The sequence below is a fragment of the Cognatundibacterium luofuense genome (genome assembly GCF_018139685.1).
GTDB lineage: Bacteria > Pseudomonadota > Gammaproteobacteria > Burkholderiales > Burkholderiaceae_D > Undibacterium > Undibacterium luofuense.
On the sequence record NZ_JAGSPN010000009.1, the window covers coordinates 98,732 to 118,758 of the forward strand.

Annotated in this window: 17 protein-coding genes; 14 read left to right on the plus strand and 3 right to left on the minus strand. The window is 51.3% G+C overall.

Annotation, left to right across the window (positions count from 1 at the left end; genetic code table 11):
- Window positions 1-192 precede the first annotated feature (192 nt).
- From KDM89_RS12845 to KDM89_RS12880, 8 genes are read left to right on the plus strand one after another with little or no spacing between them, the layout of a single operon-like run.
- Window positions 193-2,535: a tetratricopeptide repeat protein gene (locus KDM89_RS12845; protein WP_212688319.1), complete on the plus strand. Its 2,343-nt coding sequence runs from the start codon at window positions 193-195 to the stop codon at window positions 2,533-2,535.
- Window positions 2,532-3,302: a glucose-1-phosphate cytidylyltransferase gene (rfbF, locus tag KDM89_RS12850; RefSeq protein WP_212688320.1), complete on the plus strand. Its 771-nt coding sequence runs from the start codon at window positions 2,532-2,534 to the stop codon at window positions 3,300-3,302. The genes KDM89_RS12845 and rfbF overlap by 4 nt, the downstream gene beginning before the upstream one ends.
- Window positions 3,287-4,369: a CDP-glucose 4,6-dehydratase gene (gene rfbG / locus KDM89_RS12855; RefSeq protein ID WP_212688321.1), complete on the plus strand. Its 1,083-nt coding sequence runs from the start codon at window positions 3,287-3,289 to the stop codon at window positions 4,367-4,369. Before rfbF ends, rfbG begins: the two co-directional genes overlap by 16 nt.
- A gap of 11 nt (window positions 4,370-4,380) precedes the next feature.
- Window positions 4,381-4,962 (plus strand): dTDP-4-dehydrorhamnose 3,5-epimerase family protein, encoded by a 582-nt coding sequence (locus KDM89_RS12860; RefSeq protein WP_212688322.1) that lies wholly within the window; start codon window positions 4,381-4,383, stop codon window positions 4,960-4,962.
- Window positions 4,943-6,169, plus strand: coding sequence for a class I SAM-dependent methyltransferase (locus KDM89_RS12865; RefSeq protein WP_212688323.1), 1,227 nt, complete (start codon window positions 4,943-4,945; stop codon window positions 6,167-6,169). Before KDM89_RS12860 ends, KDM89_RS12865 begins: the two co-directional genes overlap by 20 nt.
- A 9-nt stretch (window positions 6,170-6,178) precedes the next feature.
- Window positions 6,179-6,667, plus strand: a complete 489-nt coding sequence (locus KDM89_RS12870) for an acyltransferase (RefSeq protein WP_212688324.1) — start codon at window positions 6,179-6,181, stop codon at window positions 6,665-6,667.
- A gap of 52 nt (window positions 6,668-6,719) precedes the next feature.
- On the plus strand, window positions 6,720-7,547 hold the full coding sequence (locus KDM89_RS12875; protein ID WP_212688325.1) for an NAD-dependent epimerase/dehydratase family protein: 828 nt from the start codon (window positions 6,720-6,722) through the stop codon (window positions 7,545-7,547).
- A complete protein-coding gene (locus tag KDM89_RS12880) occupies window positions 7,496-8,209 on the plus strand; it encodes a hypothetical protein (protein ID WP_230427845.1) in 714 nt (237 codons plus the stop codon). The genes KDM89_RS12875 and KDM89_RS12880 overlap by 52 nt, the downstream gene beginning before the upstream one ends.
- Window positions 8,210-8,527: 318 nt before the next feature.
- Here the strand turns inward: KDM89_RS12880 and KDM89_RS12885 are convergent, their stop codons facing one another.
- Both KDM89_RS12885 and KDM89_RS12890 read right to left on the minus strand, forming a co-directional pair.
- A complete protein-coding gene (locus KDM89_RS12885) occupies window positions 8,528-10,159 on the minus strand; it encodes a GGDEF domain-containing protein (RefSeq protein ID WP_212688326.1) in 1,632 nt (543 codons plus the stop codon).
- A 103-nt stretch (window positions 10,160-10,262) separates the two neighbouring features.
- Window positions 10,263-10,910, minus strand: a complete 648-nt coding sequence (locus KDM89_RS12890) for a response regulator (RefSeq protein WP_212688327.1) — start codon at window positions 10,908-10,910, stop codon at window positions 10,263-10,265.
- Window positions 10,911-11,101: 191 nt separating this feature from the next.
- On the opposite strand from KDM89_RS12890, the gene greB reads away from it, so the two are divergent.
- Window positions 11,102-11,659 carry a transcription elongation factor GreB gene (greB, locus tag KDM89_RS12895; protein WP_212688328.1) on the plus strand — a complete coding sequence of 186 codons (558 nt, stop codon included), beginning with the start codon at window positions 11,102-11,104 and terminating at the stop codon, window positions 11,657-11,659.
- Between the two features lie 6 nt (window positions 11,660-11,665).
- The gene (locus tag KDM89_RS12900; RefSeq protein WP_212688329.1) at window positions 11,666-12,997 is read left to right on the plus strand and encodes a DUF3422 family protein; all 1,332 of its coding nucleotides are present in this window, start codon (window positions 11,666-11,668) and stop codon (window positions 12,995-12,997) included.
- Window positions 12,998-13,129: 132 nt separating this feature from the next.
- Here KDM89_RS12900 and KDM89_RS12905 read toward each other — a convergent pair whose 3' ends face one another.
- Complete coding sequence (locus tag KDM89_RS12905) at window positions 13,130-15,997, minus strand: Rne/Rng family ribonuclease (RefSeq protein WP_212688330.1); 2,868 nt, start codon at window positions 15,995-15,997, stop codon at window positions 13,130-13,132.
- A gap of 630 nt (window positions 15,998-16,627) precedes the next feature.
- On the opposite strand from KDM89_RS12905, the gene KDM89_RS12910 reads away from it, so the two are divergent.
- From KDM89_RS12910 to KDM89_RS12925, 4 genes are all read left to right on the plus strand, one after another.
- The gene (locus KDM89_RS12910) at window positions 16,628-17,635 is read left to right on the plus strand and encodes an RluA family pseudouridine synthase (protein ID WP_212688331.1); all 1,008 of its coding nucleotides are present in this window, start codon (window positions 16,628-16,630) and stop codon (window positions 17,633-17,635) included.
- Window positions 17,636-17,727: 92 nt separating this feature from the next.
- Window positions 17,728-18,387, plus strand: coding sequence for an HAD-IIIA family hydrolase (locus KDM89_RS12915; RefSeq protein ID WP_212688332.1), 660 nt, complete (start codon window positions 17,728-17,730; stop codon window positions 18,385-18,387).
- 25 nt (window positions 18,388-18,412) lie between these two features.
- Entirely contained in the window at window positions 18,413-18,778 is a 366-nt protein-coding gene (locus tag KDM89_RS12920) for a Rieske (2Fe-2S) protein (protein ID WP_212688333.1), read from the plus strand.
- Window positions 18,779-18,783: 5 nt separating this feature from the next.
- Window positions 18,784-19,761 (plus strand): S49 family peptidase, encoded by a 978-nt coding sequence (locus tag KDM89_RS12925; protein WP_212688334.1) that lies wholly within the window; start codon window positions 18,784-18,786, stop codon window positions 19,759-19,761.
- The last annotated feature ends 266 nt before the right edge of the window (window positions 19,762-20,027 follow it).

Genomic DNA, 20,027 nt, shown 5'->3' on the forward strand with positions numbered 1-20,027 from the left:
AGTTTAAGAACTCGACGTATCAGGCTTCGTTGCAGGATCTTGTTGCTGAGACTGATTCGACGCCGTTGTTTTGGGTAACGGACGTCTTTCGAAAAGTTTTAGCGAGTTTCCTGAAATAAATATGTTTTTTTTTGCTCAAGATTTTTCGGGGGCGTCGTCTTACGGCACTTTTTTTAAAAACTTTAGGGTGAATTGGAGGGTGGAATTGCCCTTGATTACAGATATGCTTTTGAAAAAAGTTTCGTAAAATCAGGTCAGAATCAAAAAAAAGAACTTTTAGGCAATGTTTGGTCTTATTGTCGAAAAAACGTTTGCGGAATCCAATTTGAGGAAAACAGCTTGAAAAATCAAACTATCGCAAAGCTTTTAACCGATGCCAGACATTTTCTTAAATCTGGCGATTTTGCATCTGCGAAAGCTGTATCAACACAGATACTTGAAAAATTCCCTATGCATATAGAGGTGCTGGATATTGCTATAAGAGCAGATGCCGGAGCCGGGAAGCTGTCAGATGCCTGGCTTACTCTTGTCGGAAGGGTGACAAAAATTGGAGATAAGGCCGGGATCTCAATGCTTCCGGAATTGTTGGTGACTATGCATGAGTGTGGTCAGGCAGAACTGATGGAACGTTGCAGCCGGTGGTATGTTTCTTTCCGTCCCTCAGAGCCACTTGCATGGGATTGCCTGTCAATCAGCCTGATTGAACAAGCTAAATATGAAGAGGCGGTAAATGCGAGCCGGGTTGCTGTCAGACTTTTACCAGGCAGTTCGCGTTTTCATGCAAATCTTGGCGCGGGCCTTAACGGATTACGGGAATTTTCCGAAGCATTAAAGCACCTTGAAACTGCCGTCGCAATTGATCCGGGACTTGCAAACGCCTACAACAACCTCGGTAACGCACTGAATGGCCTCGGTGAGCATGACCGTGCTTTACAGTGTTATAAGAGGGCAATTTCGATCAATCCCTCTGTTTATTATTTTTATTTCAATGCTGCTGACATGCTTCATCAAATCAGACAGTACACATCTGCAGAGGAATATTACCGAAAGTCGATGGAGTTGCATCCTGGTAACTACAAAGCAATTGGCGGCCTGATAGATGTTTTGAATTTGTCAGGGCGGGCTCAGGAAGCAATGACATTTGCGGAGTCATATTTACCTGTAAATCCAGTTGACTCAAAATTTTGGGGAGCATACGGAAATATTCTTCAACGGACTGGATTGATTGATAAAGCAATTGACGCTTACATGAAAGCGCTTGAGTTTGAGGCTGATCCGCGCTCCGACTTCAGCCGAAAAATTTACAGTTCGCTATTGTTTGTTTTGAATAACCACCCTGATTTACCTGCAGAAGTAATTTTCGGTGCTTACCAGGAATATGAGCAGAAGTTTGCGGCGCCGTTCTATTCGGAGTGGCAAAAGTCAGCATGTATACCTGTAGCAGATAAGAAACTGAGAGTTGGCTTCCTGTCGCAGGCATTTTTTAACCATGTTTGCCGGTATTTTATGCTCCCATTATTTGAGCATATTGACCGTAACATTTTCGAGATATTCGTCTATGACGATTCGCCGACTGTAGATCATGTCTCGGAGAAATATGCCCGCTGTGCTGATCATTGGCAAAGAATTACAGGTTGGTCAGATCAGGAAGTCGCTGACAGAATCAGGCAGGATGCAGTTGATATATTGATTGATGTTAGCGGTCATTCAACTGATAACCGCCTTGGCATATTTGCACGGAAACCTGCTCCGGTTTCACTGCATTGGCTGGATTTCGGATACACGACAGGCTTGCGTGCAATTGACTACTACCTGACCGATATGCCCGGTGCTCCCGAAGGCAGTGATCATTTGTTTGCCGAGAAAGTCTGGCGGCTGGATGTGCCGGCATTTGTATACCGACCAGATAATCTGATGCCTGAACCGTCTGAGTCACCATTCCTGAAGGATGGCATCGTTACTTTCGGTTGTTTGTCGCGAGCAAACAGAATTAATCATCATGTGGTGCGTGTCTGGTCAGCCATATTAAATGCGATGCCTGATTCCAGACTTCTAATCAGTAGCGGTGACTTTGGTGATCCCGGTATGCGCGAGCAAATGATTTCCAGGTTTGTTGCTGAGGGGGTTGCTCGTGAACGGCTGAATATCGGATATTCCTCTCCTTCACATGTGCCTCTGCAAAGTGTGGACATTGGACTTGATTGCTTTCCCCATAATTCAGGAACTACGCTGATCGAGAGCCTTTATATGGGAATCCCGTTTATTACTCTGGCCGGCAGGCCCAGTGTAGGACGTATCGGTTCCAGTGTGTTGCATGCAGCTGGTTTTCCCGAATGGATCGCTGAAACTGAAATGGAGTACGCGCAAAAAGTGCTGATGCTTGCGCATGATCATCAGGGGTTAATCGATTATCGAAAAAAATTGCGTCATGTAATGCAGCAATCACCACTGATGGACGAGGCTGGTTTTGCCAGAGGGTTTGAACGTGCATTGCGGCAGATGTGGCAGCGCTACTGTGAGCAGGAGAACATATGAAGGCGGTGATACTGGCAGGCGGGCTGGGTACCCGCATTTCTGAAGAGACGCATTTACGTCCGAAGCCAATGATAGAAATCGGTGGACATCCGATTCTCTGGCACATCATGAAAATGTATTCCTCGCATGGTGTGAATGATTTTGTTATTTGCTGTGGCTACAAGGGCTACATCATCAAAGAGTACTTCGCAAACTACTTTTTGCATATGTCGGATGTCACTTTCGATATGCAGAATAACAAAATGGAGGTGCATGAGCGGCATGCTGAGCCTTGGAAAGTCACACTGGTAGATACGGGCGAAGACACGATGACAGGCGGCCGTCTGAAACGAGTTGCCCGCTACCTGCAGGATGATGATGCCTTCTGCTTTACCTATGGTGATGGTGTGGCTGACCTCAATATCGGCGCTGCTATTGAGTTCCATCGTCAGCACGGAAAACTGGCGACAGTGACGGCCGTATTGCCGCCCGGACGTTACGGTGCACTGGATCGTGACGGCGACCGGGTTGCAGGCTTCACGGAAAAACCACGCGGCGATGGTGGCTGGATTAACGGCGGATTCTTTGTATTGTCACCCAAAGTCATTTCCCTGATCGACAATGATCAGACCAGTTGGGAGGCCGCGCCACTTAACCAGCTCGCGCAATCCGATCAGCTGATGGCATATGAACACAGCGGTTTCTGGCAGCCGATGGATACCCTGCGTGAAAAAAATCTGCTCGAAGATTTGTGGCAAAGCGGGAGCGCACCGTGGAAAAGCTGGTGATGCCTTTTCCCGATCCGCAATTCTGGCGAGGCCGGCGCGTGCTTGTGACCGGGCATACCGGGTTTAAGGGCGCATGGCTGGTCTGGTGGTTGCACAGAATGGGGGCGGAGATATCTGCATTTGCACTCCCTGCTGAGCAAACGCCGGCACTGGCAGATGTTCTTGATATTGAACAGCGCTGCCACGCTGCAACAATTGATCTGGCGGATGCGGAACGTGTCCGCACCTTTGTTCAGACGGTGCAGCCGGAAATTGTTTTTCATTTAGCTGCGCAAGCCCTGGTCAGACCCGGGTATCGTGACCCGGTCAGAACTTTTACCAGTAATGTCAGCGGCACCGTGCATTTGCTGGAGGCGATACGGCAGACTCCGGGCGTGAAATCAGTCGTTTGCGTGACCACAGACAAGGTTTACGACAACATCGAACAAGCGGTGTACTACCGCGAAACTGATGCGCTGGGTGGTATGGATCCTTACAGTGCCAGTAAAGCCGCGTGTGAGCTGGTGATTCGCAGTTATCGGGATTCTTTTCTGGCAGCAGCAGGCGTCGGTGTCGCATCGGTAAGAGCTGGCAATGTGATTGGCGGTGGCGACTGGTCGGAAGATCGCCTGATTCCCGACGCGGTCAGAGCATGGCAGTCAGATGCGGTGCTGCAGATTCGGCGGCCGGATGCTGTGCGCCCGTGGCAGCATGTGCTGGAACCACTGAATGCCTATCTGGTTCTGGCAGAACGGATGACGAATAATGCCAGTCTGGCACAGGCATGGAATATTGGCCCCAGAAAAGCATTTAGCGTCCGCGATGTGATTTCGCTGGCACACAGCGCATATGGCAGCGGTGAAGTCCAGTTTGATCAAGTGGAAAGCGGTCCGCATGAGGCAGGTTTGTTAATGCTGGATGCAGGCAAAATAGCTGCAGGCTTAGGTATCGTACCCCGCTGGACGCTGGAAGAAACGGTTCAGCGTACCATGCAATGGTACAGGGACTTCGCAACTGGCCAATCCGGCACAGCGTTATGTGAGCGTGATCTGAACGCGTTTCTGACTGTGGTATCCGACTCTGTATAAGGAATCTGATCATGAGTGCTGAGCGTTTTGAACTGATCGAAACTCCTATGGCGGGACTGCATCTGATTCAGCGCGCTGTGCTGGGTGATCAGCGCGGCTCGCTCAGTCGCTTGTTTTGTCCGGATGATCTGGCAGTGTTCGGCTGGCAATGGCCGGTTGCACAGGTAAATCACAGCTATTCGCGACAATGCGGGACAGTGCGTGGCTTGCATATGCAATTACCCCCGCATTCGGAAGCAAAGCTTGTTACCTGTCTGCGTGGTGCAGTCTGGGATGTAGCGGTTGATCTGCGAGCAGGTTCGGCGACGTTTATGCAATGGCAGGCGGTGCAACTGAGCGCAGAGAATGCATGCTCGTATCTGATACCTCCGGGGTTTGCGCATGGTTTTCAAACCCTGACTGATGACGCAGAGTTGTTGTATTGCCACAGCCATCCGTATGTCGCTGAAGCGGAGTTCGGCGTGCATTACCGTGAACCCAGGCTTGAAATACCATGGCCGTTACCAGTGACAGAAACATCGCGCAAAGACCGTGCCTATCTTTATTTACCTCAGGAATTTACCGGATTCAATTATGAAATGCCGCCATTGTGATGCTTCGCTGACGCATTCTTTTCTGGACTTAGGGAGTGCGCCGCCGAGCAATGCCTACCTTCGCCACGAGCAGTTATCCGGGCCGGAAAGCTGGTTGCCGCTGCGTATGCTGGTGTGCGATCAGTGCTGGCTGGTACAGACGGAAGATTTTGCAGGGCGCGAATTACTGTTCGATGCTGACTACGCTTATTTCAGTTCGTGCTCCAGCAGCTGGCTGGCACATGCAAAGCAGTTTGTCAGTGATGCCGTACGAAAGCTGAACCTCACGGCGCAGCATTGTGTTGTTGAGATCGCTGCCAATGATGGCTACCTGCTGCAATTTGTGCAGCAAGCCGGCATACGCTGTCTGGGTGTGGAGCCTACTGCCAGTACCGCCGCATCTGCCCGCGAAAAAGGTATTCCTGTTCGTGAAGTTTTCTTCGGACGTGAAACTGCGCGCCAGTTAGCAGAAGAAGGGTGGGCAGCGGATCTGATGGTGGCGAACAATGTGCTGGCTCATGTACCGGATATCAACGATTTTGCTGCTGGCTTCGCAACGCTGCTGAAACCCACAGGTGCAGTCAGTTTCGAATTTCCGCATCTGCTGAATATGGTGCAACTGAATCAGTTTGATACGGCTTATCACGAGCATTTTTCTTATCTGTCACTACATGCTGTGCAACGTATCCTGCAACAACAGGGCTTGCAGATTTTTAACGTGGAACATTTAGCAACCCATGGCGGCAGTCTGCGGGTGTGGGCGCAACATGTGCAAAGCGGCGTGCATGCAGTGAGTGAGGCCGTGGACGCGACGCTGACAACCGAAAAAGAGGCCGGCATGCTGACAAGCGATTTTTATTCAGCGGCGCAGCGTCGTGCAGAAAATGCAAAGAACGGCTTACTGAAGGCGCTGATCGCATTGCGGGAACAGGGATTGCGGGTTGCTGCTTACGGAGCTGCAGCCAAAGGCAATACGCTGCTGAATTTTGCCGGAGTTCGCCCTGATCTGATTACTTGTGTTGCCGACCTGAGCCCCGGAAAGCAAGGCAAATATTTGCCGGGTAGCAGGATTCCTATCGTGACACCGGCGCAAATGCTGGCAGCAAAGCCGGATGTTGTCCTGATTCTGCCATGGAATCTGGAAACGGAAATCACCCGTGATCTTGCGCTTATCCGTGAATGGGGAGGGCGGTTTGCAATCGCAATTCCCGAATGGAAAATCTGGTGAGGAGACAGCATGATCATCATACATCCTGATGCACGTGTTTCAGCGCTGGCCGATATTGAAGATTCTGTTCGCGGTACGCGGATTGAAGTCGGTGCGCGCTCCGTCATTGACAGCTTTGTCAAGATCAAGCCAGCGGGTGGCAACGGCGATTTAGTCATCGGTGAACGAACCGTCATTAATTCCGGCTGCGTGCTGTACACCGGTCAGGGGTTGCGAATCGGGAACGATGTGGCCATCGCCGCTAACTGCACATTTGCACCGGTTAATCATGCCTATCAGGATAAAAGCCGTCCGATCAATCAGCAGGGGTTTTTACCTGGCAAAGGCGGTATTGTGATTGAAGACGATGTCTGGATCGGTGCCAACTGTGTAGTGCTGGATGGCGCGGTGTTACGGCAGGGGTGCGTCGTTGGTGCGGGCTCCGTTGTGCGTGGTGAGGTGGCTGCGTATACCATCGTCGCGGGTAATCCTGTACGCCAGATCGGTGAGCGTCACTAATACATGCTGACGTCAACATGCAGTTAGCGTCCGGGTTATGGTCACACTTAATATGAATACTTCAGAAGTCCTTCACGCAACCATCATCGGTGGTCAGGGGTTTGTTGGTCAGCGTCTTTTTCATTATCTGACTGAGCAAGGCTGGAATTGCTGGGTTCCGCAAAAAAATGACCCTGAACTATTTGAGCGTCCTCTGGGCTATGTCTTTTATTGCGCCGGCCTGACGGCGGATTACGCCAGACGCAGCTTTGATACAGTGGATGCACATGTCAGCTTGCTCAATGCGGTATTGCACAGAGCTGAGTTTGCGTCACTGGTTTATCTGTCATCAACGCGCTTATATGACGGCTTACAGAAAGATTGTGTTTCTGAATCCGATAACCTGACCGTCAATCCTGCGAACCCACGTCACATTTATGATTTGTCGAAGGCGCTGGGGGAGGCATTATGTGTCAGTGCCAGTCTGGGTAAAGCAAAAGTGGCGCGGCTTTCCTGTGTATATCAGGATGCACAGGATGCTGATGGTTTCTTGCCGCAATTGCTGCGCTCAGTCATTGATCATCGTGGGCAGGGAAGCCTGACGATGGAAACGTCCGCAGCGTTCGCACGGGATTACGTCAGTCTGGATGATGTGGTGCGGGGTTTGGTGGATATCTGCGTGCATGGCCGCGAGAAAATTTACAATCTCGCCAGCGGTGAAAATATCTCCAACGCTGATTTGTTTGATCTGATCCATGACCTGACCGGCGTTGAAGTTATCCCTGCATCTGCAGCGCAGCCAGGGAGTTCGCCAGTCATTAACATGCAGTGTTTTGTGACTGAATTCGGATGGCAGCCTGCCTCCTTGCGAACACGTTTATCTACTTTACTGAAAGCCTGAATATGCTGACTCTGGTGCGTTCAAACCGCGACCATCTGACGAATTATGTTATACGCCAGTTAGCGCAATTTTTTCCTGATGGTACCGAAGAGCATTTGCTTATGAGTCAGATCAGTCGTGATCTGGACGAGGCGCTCGGGCGGTTACAGGTTTGCATCAACGCGGTACGGATGTGGCGTGAGAATGAATTCGATTTCCTGCATTCCAGTCAGTACACGATATTTCTGTACTTTCTGGCCAATACCATCTGGCGTAATGGCGGCGATAAAGTCCTTTGTACGAAGTTGTTTTATCTGAACAAGACGTTGAACGGTATTGATCTGTTTTATGAAGTTGAGATGCCGTCGGTGTTTTTTATCGGACACTCTGTCGGCATCGTCCTGGCGAAGGCGACTTATTCTGATTATCTGGTGTTGTATCAGAACTCAACAGTGGGCAAGAATCACGGTGTTGCACCTGTACTGGAGGAGGGCGTCGTGATGTATCCGAATACGGCTGTTATCGGCCGTTGCCATGTTGCCACTGGCAGTGTGATCGGGCAGGGCGTCAGTGTGGTTAATCAGGATACGCCGGGTCATTGTCTGGTGTTTCAGGGGCACGGCGGTGAACTGGTGTTTCGCAATAACGAGCGCCCGATACTGGCGGACATATTTCGCTTGTAACCTGGGGTCCGAAAGCATTCGCCATGACACCAAAATGCCCTGAAATGCCCCAAATGCGGATTTCAGCATGGCGATCTGGCGGTCGTCAGCAGAAACTCTGGCTCTCAGAAAAATACAAATGCGGATATCTGCACAATGCCGGTCGCCGGATTGCGATAGAAGACTGACTGTGAACAGCGCCAGTCTGAAGACCCTGGATGAATTCATTGTTGAATAACAAAGAAAAAACCGGTGCTGAACACCGGTTTTTTCAGTTGCTATTTGGCGGCCCGAATTGCGCAGCGCGGATGGACGCAGTGTTTTGTCTTGGTCAGCGGACTATGCTGCCAGTACAACCTTGTTCTTCCCGGTACGCTTGGCTTCATACATTGCCTGATCTGCACGCTGGATCAGCGATTCCTGAGTCTCATGAGGTTTGCGCAATGCCACGCCGCAACTGAAAGTGATGAACAAACGCTGATCGTTGGCTGTGAAGAAGTGCGTAGTCAGCTCGCGCTGTACTCTGGTCATGGCCTGCGCCGCTTCTTCCGGCGAGGTATCAGGCATGATGATCACAAACTCTTCGCCGCCATAACGGGCGACGGCATCAATTGAGCGCAGGGTTTGCTTTACGATGCGGACGAGGTGAATCAGCGCTTCATCACCAGCGGCATGGCCGTGTGTATCGTTGAGGCGTTTGAAGTTATCCAGATCCAGCAACGCTACGCATAAAGGCGTGCGGCGACGGTCAGCGCGGTCCGCTTCACGTTCAAACAAGTCATCCATGCCACGACGATTCAGGCTGCCGGTCAGCTGATCTTCGCGCACCATTTCACTCATTTGCTCCAGCTTTTGCTCCAGATCTTTGATCTTGGCTTCCGCTTCGGTAACTTGCTTTTGCGCAGCAACGATCACGTCGCGTGAGCGCAGCGTTTCATTGTGTACGGTGCGGGTTTCCTGCACGATATCGCCAATCAGGTGCTGCAGTTCAGCCGGATTGCGAACCTGCGTGATTTGCGCAGCATAGCCATCCATTTTGTTCTGATATTGTCCGGTACTTTTCGCCATGGCATCCAGCCGGTCCAGAAAAGCCTTCATCATATTTTTGACGGAGGTTCTGGATTCTTCGATGCTGGACTTCAGCGTACCTTGTTTGTAAATCACATCCTTCAGACTGCGCGTGGCTTCCTGCAGTGCACGATGATCCAGCGGTCCGGCAATCAGTGCCTTTACCACTTCAATCTGACCACGTATCCAGCTGTCACTTTCGAGCAAATCGTGAATATTGCTCAGCAGTAAATCAAACAAGCGCAGCAGTAACTCCTGCTGTTCAGCAACGTCACCGCTTTGCAGTTCAATCTGAAAACACAATTGCTTGAGACGGTTACCGATATCGTTCAGCTCAGGTTCACTGGCCGCATTTCGTACTGCCATGCCCAGTGATTCTGATTCATTCGCCAGATCAGGCAGGGGGCGCAGCAATGCGCACAGCGCCAGCGTCAGCGTGCGGTACAACAAGTCTTTCAATAGACGCTGACGGTTATCATCCGCTGCAACATTAACAGGGGCGGCAGCCACTACCGGCGCGGACGCTGCTGCTGGCACTAAAGGCGCAGCAGATGCACTGATGGCCGGTGCAGTGGTTAAATGCTCGGTGAGCCGGTCCAGCGTTTTTTGGTAATCTTCCCAGTTTCCGGCTTGTGCGGCGCGCACCAGACGGTTGCCAAAAGTCGACAATTCTCCTTTGCTGCGTAGCATGCTGTCGGCAAAACCTGCCAGCAGGTTTTCTGCAACAGATGCACCGCCCGCGGCAGGTGCTGTACTGCTGTCAGCATCCGTACCCGCAATTTCGTTATACAGTTTGGAGTAAGCTTCCGGCGTTGGCGCAATGCGTTGTGCTGCAAGTTGACGTATCGTTTCTTTGGCGATGTCAGCAGGAGTTTTCTGGGACGACGTGAATTTTTTGAACATAGAGTGACTTCAGGTCGGGAGCCGGATCAAAGAAAACGGCATGGTATGCGATTGTTGCATACCATGCCCGTTTCAGGATAGTCCATTTTGCCCGAGCTGTCGCTTACTCGACAAGTTGATTCTTGATCGCGTAATGCGTCAGTTCTGCGTTATGGCGCAGCTTCATTTTCAGCAAAATACGCGAACGGTATTCACTGATGGTTTTTACAGACAGTGATAAATCTTTGGCGATATCACTGACAGATTTCCCGGAGGCAATCATCGTCAGTGTCTGAAACTCGCGGTCAGATAAGGATTTATGCGGCGCGTCTTCATGTTCCTGATTCAGATTATTCGCCAGCTCCTGCGCCAGTTGCGGCGTGATGTATTTGAGTCCGGTTGCGACCTGACGGATCGCCTGCAATAAATCTGCAGTGCTGCATTGTTTGCTCAGATAACCGGATGCTCCGGCTTTCAGCGCACGGATTGCATACTGATCTTCGCGATGCATCGAAAAAATCAGAATATTGGCATCGGGTTTTTCAGTTTTAATTTGCTTCAGGACTTCAATCCCGTTTTTATCATTCAGTGTGATATCCAGCAGCATGACACTGAAAGGCATTTGACGCGCGAAGCGGATAGCCTCAATACCAGAAGCTGTTTCGGCAACGATCGTCATATCCTGTGTTCCGGCGACCAGGCTCTTCATCCCTTCACGGACGATGGGGTGATCATCAACAATTATCAGTTTGATGGGGGCGTTTTCAGTCATTCGGAAATCCATTTTTGTCGGTCAGATAACAGCAAAGCTGCAGTTGGCGGTAAGATACACGGCAGAAGCATTGCCGCCAACGTCAGCGTTACTTAATCGCTCAGACGAGCAGTACTTTATTTTATAAGGCTTGCGCAAGCTCTGGTAAGCGATTGCGATGATATTTGATCTAGTTCGGATGTTTGAAAAAAATGAGCAAAGCATTTGTGAAAGAAAGTGATCAGGATGACGACGATGATTTCGGCGCACCTGCGATTCCGGCCGGAAGTAAAAACTACATGACACCGGAAGGACATCGCCGGATGCGGGAGGAGTTTTTGCATCTGATGGATGTCGAGCGTCCTGAAGTTGTCAGCATTGTTTCCTGGGCCGCTTCTAACGGTGACCGTTCTGAAAATGGTGATTATCTGTACGGTAAGCGCCGCCTGCGAGAAATCGACCGGCGTATTCGTTTTCTGACAAAACGTCTGGATAAGGCGGAGGTCGTTGATCCCGGCATTCATCATGGCTCTGATCAGGTGTTCTTCGGCGCAATGGTTACTTATGAAAATCAGGATGGTGACGAGAACACGATTACCATCGTCGGTATCGATGAGTTTGATCCCTTGCAGGGAAAAATCAGCTGGATTGCGCCGGTTGCGCGCGCACTGACGAAGTCCCGCATTGGCGATACCGTGATACTGCGCACACCTTCCGGTATTGAAGAACTGACGATTCTGGATGTTACTTACCCGCAACCCGTTTCCTGAGGATTTATGGTGCCCGACACGACTATGCTCAGTCATCCGTTACGGATTCCACTTGCAGCTGAGCTGCACTCCCGACCTTTTATTGAATTAAAAACGCCGGAAGTGCTGACCCATATTGCCGTTTGCGACAGTAGTACGGTGTCGGATGTCGCTACCAATCTGCAGCGCCAGCACAATTTACTGCAAACGCTGTGCCATTATTTCGGTGTCACGCCACCGCTCACAGAAGCAAAATATTTTTATCATGCCTTTCCTGCGTTCCGGCTGAAATGGGAATGCCATACCGAATTTGCCAGCTATACCTTTGTAGCCGGTGTTGGCGAGTCTGCAAATGCGGAAGGTGAGAATGCATTTCTTGCGACGGTACTGCAACACCTGCCGCAAAGCTGGCTGAATCAGTTGCAGTCAAAGGTGCTCGCGGCGTCGCATCTGATTCTGATTCCGCAGCCCGATGATTTTGTATTCAGCCATGATGCTGCGACGCTGGGTGCCGGAAGGATGCTGGCAGGGAGCGTTGTGCTGGAGCGTGGCACCTTCCTGACCGATTTTGCTGTGCATCCGGATGGCTTTACACGATTTGTTTTGCGGGACCGCGCTTTCATTGCGCAGCAGGCCGGACGCATGGTGCAGCGCATACTGGAAATCGATACTTACCGCATGATGGCGTTGCTTGGATTGCCGCTGGCACAGCAATCCGGCCCGGTACTGAATCAGATGGAAACAGAGCTGACCAGTCTGGTGGCGTCGATGCCGGCACTGGATCAGAGTCAGGTGCAAAACACTGAGCTCGAACAGCAAATTCTGCATCAACTGACTGCACTGGCTTCCAGAATGGAAAAGCTGGCAGTGGACAACAGTTACCGCTTTGCAGCTTCCAGAGCCTATTTTCAATTGGTAAAGGCGCGGATCGCGGAGTTACGTGAGTCGCGCATTGACGGTTTGCCGACCATCGCAGAATTTATGGAGCGGCGTCTGGCACCTGCGATGCAAACATGTGAATCGATCGTGCGCAGGCAGGAAGCGCTGGCGGCAAGGATTGCGCAAACCAATGATCTGTTACGTACCCGGGTCGGTATCGTGCAGGAACAGCAAAATCGTCAGATCCTGCAAAGTATGAATGCGAGAGCAGCGCAGCAATTGCGTTTGCAACAGGCGGTTGAAGGATTATCGGTCGCCGCGATTACTTATTACGCGGTGGGTCTGATTTCCTATGTTGCTAAGGGGCTTAAGGCTGCAGGCTTACCATTGAACACGGATTTGCTGACAGGCATTGCCTTACCGGTGACTGGATTTCTGGTATGGCGCGGAATTCAGAAACTGCATCAGAAATTACACTGAATGCTATTTGCGCTACCTGATAGTCAGGCAGGAATAAAAAATCCGGGTTGATACCCGGATTTTTTATTACGTACTGCAGTACAGTTCAGGTCAGGAGGGCGTGAGATTTGATGCTCTCCTGAACAGGACAGATCAGCGACGGGTTTCGACCTGAATCAGCGGGCCTACATCCAGTACGACAGCAGGTTTACGTTCACGCGGAACGCGGACCGGTACTGGACGACGAGCAGCTTCTTCCTGCGCAACACGCCATTTTTCCGGATCTGTGGATACCATGACCAGGCCAACCGCAGCCAGCATCGATTCCAGTGCTGCCAGCGGCATTTGATACGCCTGAACCGGCTCAGCAGGTGCAACAGGTTCAGTTGCAACAGCCGGTGCCTGCGCTGCTTCCGTTGCAGCAGCCGTTGTCTCAACAGCAACCGGCGCAACGATTTCGATTGGTGCGCTGACTTCAACGACTGTTATCGCTGCCTCTGCAGCCGGTGCGGCCGCCGCAGGTACGTCGGTAACAGCCGGTGCTTCAACCACCGGTGCAGAGATCATTTCTGCTGCCGGAGCTTCAACTGCAACCGGAGTGACCGGGCTGGCAAACTGTTCCGTGATCGTTACCGGAGCACTGACTTCCACTGGCGCGCCAGTTTCAGCGACGGACAGGTCATCACCGCTTTCATTGCTTTCGCTCAGATCGCTTGTGTCGCCATTTTCGCGGTCACGACGGTTACGGTTACGACCGCCACGGCGACGGCGACGGCGGCGTTCTTCGCCACCTTCTTCGCCAGGCTCATTTTGCGCACCCGGTGTCGCAGGCATTACCTCAACCGGAACAGGATCTTCGTGCGTTTGCAAAGGAGCCAGAGCAGTTTCATCCGCTTTGATATCGGATGTCAGCAGTGCTTCTTTCTTCTCTTCACGCAGGCGTTGTGCACGTTCGCGACGGGTTTCCTGTTGCTCACGAGGTTCACGTTGTTCGCGTGGCTCGCGGGCTTCTTTCGGCTCACGCTGCTCACGTGGTTCGCGGTTTTCCCGTTCCTCGCGTGCAGGTTTTTGCGGTTTTTGTTGCTGACGTGCATTGTCTGCACCTTGCTGCTTGTTACTGTCAGCTTTTTCCGCTTTTTCCTTTTCAGGACGACCTGCCGGGCGCTCTTCGCGCTCGTCACGGTCTCGGCCACGGCGATTACGGTTACGCTGTTGCTGAGACTGGCGGGCGTTGCGGTTACGGTCACGCTCGGCAATTTTCTCTTCAGTTACTTCCGGTGCATTCGCGGCCGGTGCAGATTCTGATTTGCCGAACAGGAAGCCAAACAGTTTGCCAAAGAAACCAACCGGAGCAGGCGCAGGTGCAGCTGCCGCCGGTGCTGGCGCAGGTGTTTCTTTGCGCTCAACAATCGGTGCTGTCTCAGGCGTGATGCTTTTCACCACAGCTTCCTGACGCGGTTTTGCTTCTTCCTTCTGGCGTTTTGCGTAGCCGATATCGGTGTCAGCCTGCTCGGCCATTGTGTAGCTGGCCTGATGATCTTCCAGGCGAGGATCATCGTGCTTCAGACGATCGAGTTTGTAATGTGGTGTTTCCAGATGCTTGTTAGGGATCAGGATCACAATCACGCGATGGCGTGTTTCAATTTTCAGAATCTCGCCGCGTTTTTCGTTCAGCAGGAAGGCTGCAACATCAACCGGTACCTGAACATGGATCGCTGCAGAATTTTCCTTCATTGCTTCTTCCTGAATAATGCGCAGGACTTGCAATGCAGAAGATTCAGTGTCGCGGATATGGCCGGTGCCATTACAACGCGGGCAGGTCACATGACTGCCTTCAGACAGAGAAGGGCGCAGGCGCTGACGCGATAATTCCATCAGGCCAAAGCGGGAAATTTTACCCATTTGTACACGGGCGCGGTCGTAGCGCAGTGCATCTTTCAGGCGTTGTTCCACTTCGCGCTGATTTTTCGGGTTTTCCATGTCGATGAAGTCGATCACGATCAAACCGCCCAGATCGCGCAGACGGAGCTGACGCGCTACCTCTTCGGCAGCTTCCAGGTTGGTATTCAGTGCGGTGGTTTCGATGTCGCCGCCACGGGTTGCACGTGCCGAGTTCACGTCCACAGAAACCAGTGCTTCTGTATGGTCGATGACGATCGCGCCGCCACTTGGCAGCGGCACGGTGCGGCTGTAGGCAGTTTCGATCTGATGTTCGATCTGGAAGCGGGAGAACAGCGGCACGTCATCGCTGTAACGCTTCACGCGGTGCACCATGTCCGGCATTACGTGACTCATAAACTGCTGAGCCTGGTCGTAAATGTCGTCCGTGTCGATCAGAATTTCACCGATATCCGGCTGGAAATAGTCGCGGATAGCGCGGATGACCAGAGACGATTCCTGATAAATCAGGAATGCGCCCGGCGCAGCTTTGCCCGCACCTTCAATCGCGCGCCACAATTGCAGCAGATAGTCCAGATCCCATTGCAGTTCATCCACGTTACGGCCGATGCCGGCAGTACGTGCAATCACAGACATGCCGGACGGTAAGTCCAGTTTATCCATGGTTTCACGCAGTTCCTGACGATCTTCACCTTCAACACGGCGGGAAACACCACCACCGCGCGGATTGTTTGGCATCAGGACCAGATAGCGGCCAGCCAGTGAGATAAAAGAAGTCAGTGCGGCACCTTTATTGCCGCGCTCTTCTTTTTCAACCTGCACCATGATTTCCTGACCTTCGCGCAATGCCTCTTTGATATTGGTATTGCGGACATCCACGCCTTCGCGGAAATAGGAACGGGCAACTTCTTTAAACGGGAGGAAGCCGTGACGTTCTTCGCCGTAGTTGACGAAACAGGCTTCAAGGGATGGTTCGATGCGGGTGATAACCCCTTTGTAGATGTTGGATTTGCGTAATTCGCGACCGGCGGTCTCGATATCGATGTCAATGAGTTTTTGCCCGTTGACAATCGCAACGCGCAGCTCTTCTTGCTGGGTTGCGTTAAACAACATTCTTTTCATGTATTTGACTCCGTGACCTGGTGGTCATCTCTTATTGTTATGGCCTCAGGTTCCGAGGCGGATAACATTAACTATCAAAGTACACGGGGATCAGAGTAAAGACCGGAGGGACTGTCGGGCAGCTTGCCCGCAAAAAGAAAGGTACATGCGCTGTCAGCAAAAGCTGAAACAGCGGCATTGCAACCGGTCTTCTTTTGCGCGGGGCGCAAATGATTAACCTATTAGTAACATCTTCGAGGTCGAGTGCACACGTCCCCCGCGCAACACGCTGCTACTTTATCTGAGCACGGTGCGCCAGGCGATGAGCAACTTGATGCCAGGCAATCTTCTTGTATTGTTTCTGGCTAAATCGCCTACTGTACTAGCTAACTAATCAATTCGTACCAGCCTGCAAAGGGCAATAGCTGATCCGAAAAATCCTCTCACTACGCTACTCGTCGCCCGCATGCCCGGACTTCACCCGGAAGTGACAACCGGTCAAGACCACGGCGGCCACAGGCATGCTGCGTACTTACTTTTCGCTTAATTTTCAAACGGACGAGGCTGTCTGGCCCGCCCCTGTGTAAAATAGCTGTTTATTTCTATTACACGGCCTGAAGTATCTCAGGCGAAAATGATTATATATTCAAAATGAAGGACTTAGCGACAAATAATCTGCAAAACCAAAAAAAAACGCAGCAGGCATCATCAATGTCGGAGCCTTCAGTTCAGCCGCAAGTCAGGCTGATGACGATTTCTTCAGAGGAAGCCGGGCAGCGTATAGACAATTTTCTGCTCAGGATTTGTAAGGGTGTTCCTAAGAGTCATGTCTATCGGATTTTGCGGTCAGGGGAAGTCAGGGTTAATAAAGGACGTGTCGATCAGCTTTACCGTCTTGTGGAAGGTGATGTTGTACGCGTTCCGCCTGTGCGTGTTGCTGCTAGTGCAACGCCTGCAGTTGTACCTAAGCTCGAATTTCCGATTCTTTTCGAAGATGAGACACTGCTGGTCATTGATAAACCGGCAGGCGTGGCAGTGCACGGCGGATCCGGTGTCAGTTACGGTGTGATCGAGCAGTTGCGGGCCGCACGTCCTGATGCAAAATTTCTGGAACTGGTGCACCGGCTTGACAGGGAAACCTCCGGTATTTTGCTGATCGCCAAAAAGCGCACTGCGCTGACCCATTTGCATGAACAGATGCGCGATGGCGTAACCGATAAGCGTTATTTTGCGCTGGTCACCGGTGACTGGAAAAATCAGCGTCAGCACGTGAAGTTGCCATTATTTAAATACACAACGCCGGATGGTGAGCGCCGCGTGCGGGTGCAGGAAGGTGGTCAGCCATCGCACACCATTTTTTCTCTGAAGAAAAAATGGCAGCAATTTGCATTGCTGGAAGCGGAGCTGAAGACCGGGCGTACACATCAGATTCGCGTGCATCTGGCTTCCAGCGGCTTTCCGATCGCGGGTGATGATAAGTATGGTGATTTCACGCTGAATAAGGCGTTGCAAAAAGCCGCTGCGGACCGTGGGGCGCTGAAGCGTATGTTTCTACACGCGCATCAGATTACCTTCATCCATCCGGTTTCTGAAAAACCGGTCACGGTCAGGGCAGCATTGCCTCCGGAATGTGAGGCATTTTTGCAATCTTTGCACTGAATTTCCATGCGGAAAAAGCAATTTGCTGTTCAGTGGTATCATCACTGATTAACAGATAAATACGGGTTCAGAGATTGAATCCGCATAGCAAAATGGCAAAAAAACAATTTGATTTACTGGTGTTTGACTGGGATGGCACACTGATGGACAGTACGCCGACCATCGTCAAATGCATACAGTCTGCTGCAAAAGATCTGGGCTTGCCTGTGCCGGCGGACTCAGCTGCTGCGTTTGTGATTGGTTTGTCTCTGCCTGCAGCGATGCAGGCAGTGTTGCCGGATGTTGATTCCCGTATGCACGCCAAAATGGTAGAGCGTTACCGGTTTCATTATCTGACCCGTGATCATGAGCTGACTTTGTTTACCGGCGTGCGCGACATGCTGGATGATTTATCTCAGCAAGGTTATTTTCTGGCCGTTGCCACTGGCAAAAGCCGTGTCGGACTCAGCCGTGCCCTGCATACGGCAAATCTCACATCGGTTTTTGATGCAACCCGCTGTGCGGATGAAACCTTCTCCAAGCCGCATCCTGCAATGTTGCAGGAAATTACACGCGAACTCGGGCAGGACATGCGCCGCACTGTGATGATCGGCGATACAACGCATGATTTGCTGATGGCAAAAAATGCGGGTGCCGCTGGTGTTGCTGTGGAATTTGGTGCGCATCCGGCCGATGAGCTGGCAGAAATGATGCCGCTGTATTCTGCAAAATCCATACAGGATTTACATGTGTGGCTGAACGAGCACGCTTAAATTTCAGATTTTAGGAGATAGTCGGATGGAGTCCGTTTTCATTTGCGCATCGGATGCGCTGGAAGAGGGTGGAAAAGGTGTGCGCTTTCCGGTTACTGCAGGCAGTGACGAGGCGACGGGCTTTGTTATCCGGTTTGGCGGACAAGTACATGGGTATCTGAATCGCTGTGCGCACGTGCCTATCGAACTGGACTGGGCACCCGGTGAGTTTCTGGAATCCAGTGGCTTGTACATTATGTGCTCCACTCATGGTGCAGTATATGAGCCGGAAAGCGGCTATTGTGCGGGTGGGCCATGCAAGGGCAGTCGTTTACGTAAGCTGATCTTGGAAGAGGCTGAAGGTCAAGTTCGCTGGTATCCGGATGATTATGTCTCCGCTGTGATCGCCTGAAGGATATGAGCATGCTGGAGTCAGATAAACCGCAAACAGATCAAAAGGAAGCTGGTTGGGAGCGCAGACTGCTGGAACAACTGGCACTGGAAACACTGAAGGAACAGAAGGCAAGACGTCGCTGGAATATTTTTTTCCGGTTTGCCTTTCTGACGGTTGCACTGGGTGCAATCTACAAATTTCAGAATATTTCTGCGGAAGATACGCCGCCACCAGGTCCGCATACAGCCCTGGTTGAATTGACTGGTTCGATTGAAGAGGATAGTACGGCCAGTGCTGCCGAAATTATTCCTGCACTTGACCGTGCTTTTGCCGATGATACTGCGCAGGCTGTGATTCTGAGAATTAATAGCCCTGGTGGTAGTCCGGTGCAGGCTGGGATGATTAATGACGAAATCGTCCGTTTGCGCGACAAATATCCTGCGAAAAAGCTTTACGTCGTGGTTGAGGAAATCTGTGCGTCCGGTGGCTACTATGTGGCGGCGGCAGCGGATGCTATTTACGTGGATAAAGCCAGCGTCGTGGGTTCCATTGGTGTGCTGATGGATGGTTTTGGTTTTTCGGGGTTGATGAGCAAGCTCGGCGTGGAGCGACGGCTGATGACTGCTGGCGAAAACAAAGGCATGATGGATCCGTTTTTGCCTCAGACAGAAAAGCAAAAGACCTACACTCAAAACATGCTGAATGAAATTCATGCACAGTTCATTGATGCCGTGCGTAAAGGTCGTGGTCAGCGTCTGAAAGAAACACCAGAGACTTTTTCCGGATTATTCTGGGTTGGCAGCAAGGCTGTCGATATGGGGCTTGCAGATGGTTTTGGTACTGTTGAATCTGTGGCGCGCGATGTCGTGAAGGCAGAAGATATCGTCGACTATACCCGTCAGGAAGGGTTGCCGGAACGTGTGCTGAAGAAATTCGGTGCTTCCGTTGGCAGCGGCATGGCAAGCACTATGCTGAAAGATAAAACCTTCAAGTTACACTAATCTGCAGAATCATTTAGTTGATTTTTTCAATCTGCTCTGGCGATTGTATAGCTATATTTTTCTTGGGCGTTAGCGGCAACAGGGCTATATTAGAAGCGTGATCGGCGCAGTTCTCAGGCTCTTAACCTCAACCAGCTGTTTTACCCCTGACGAGGCTGACCGGTTGCACAGGCGCGGTAATTTGTTTTTGCCTGTTAGTTGTGTAGCTTTTGTATTGATGTTCGTTATGTAGTTGATGTGTTGCCAGAAGTAAATTTGTGAGTAGT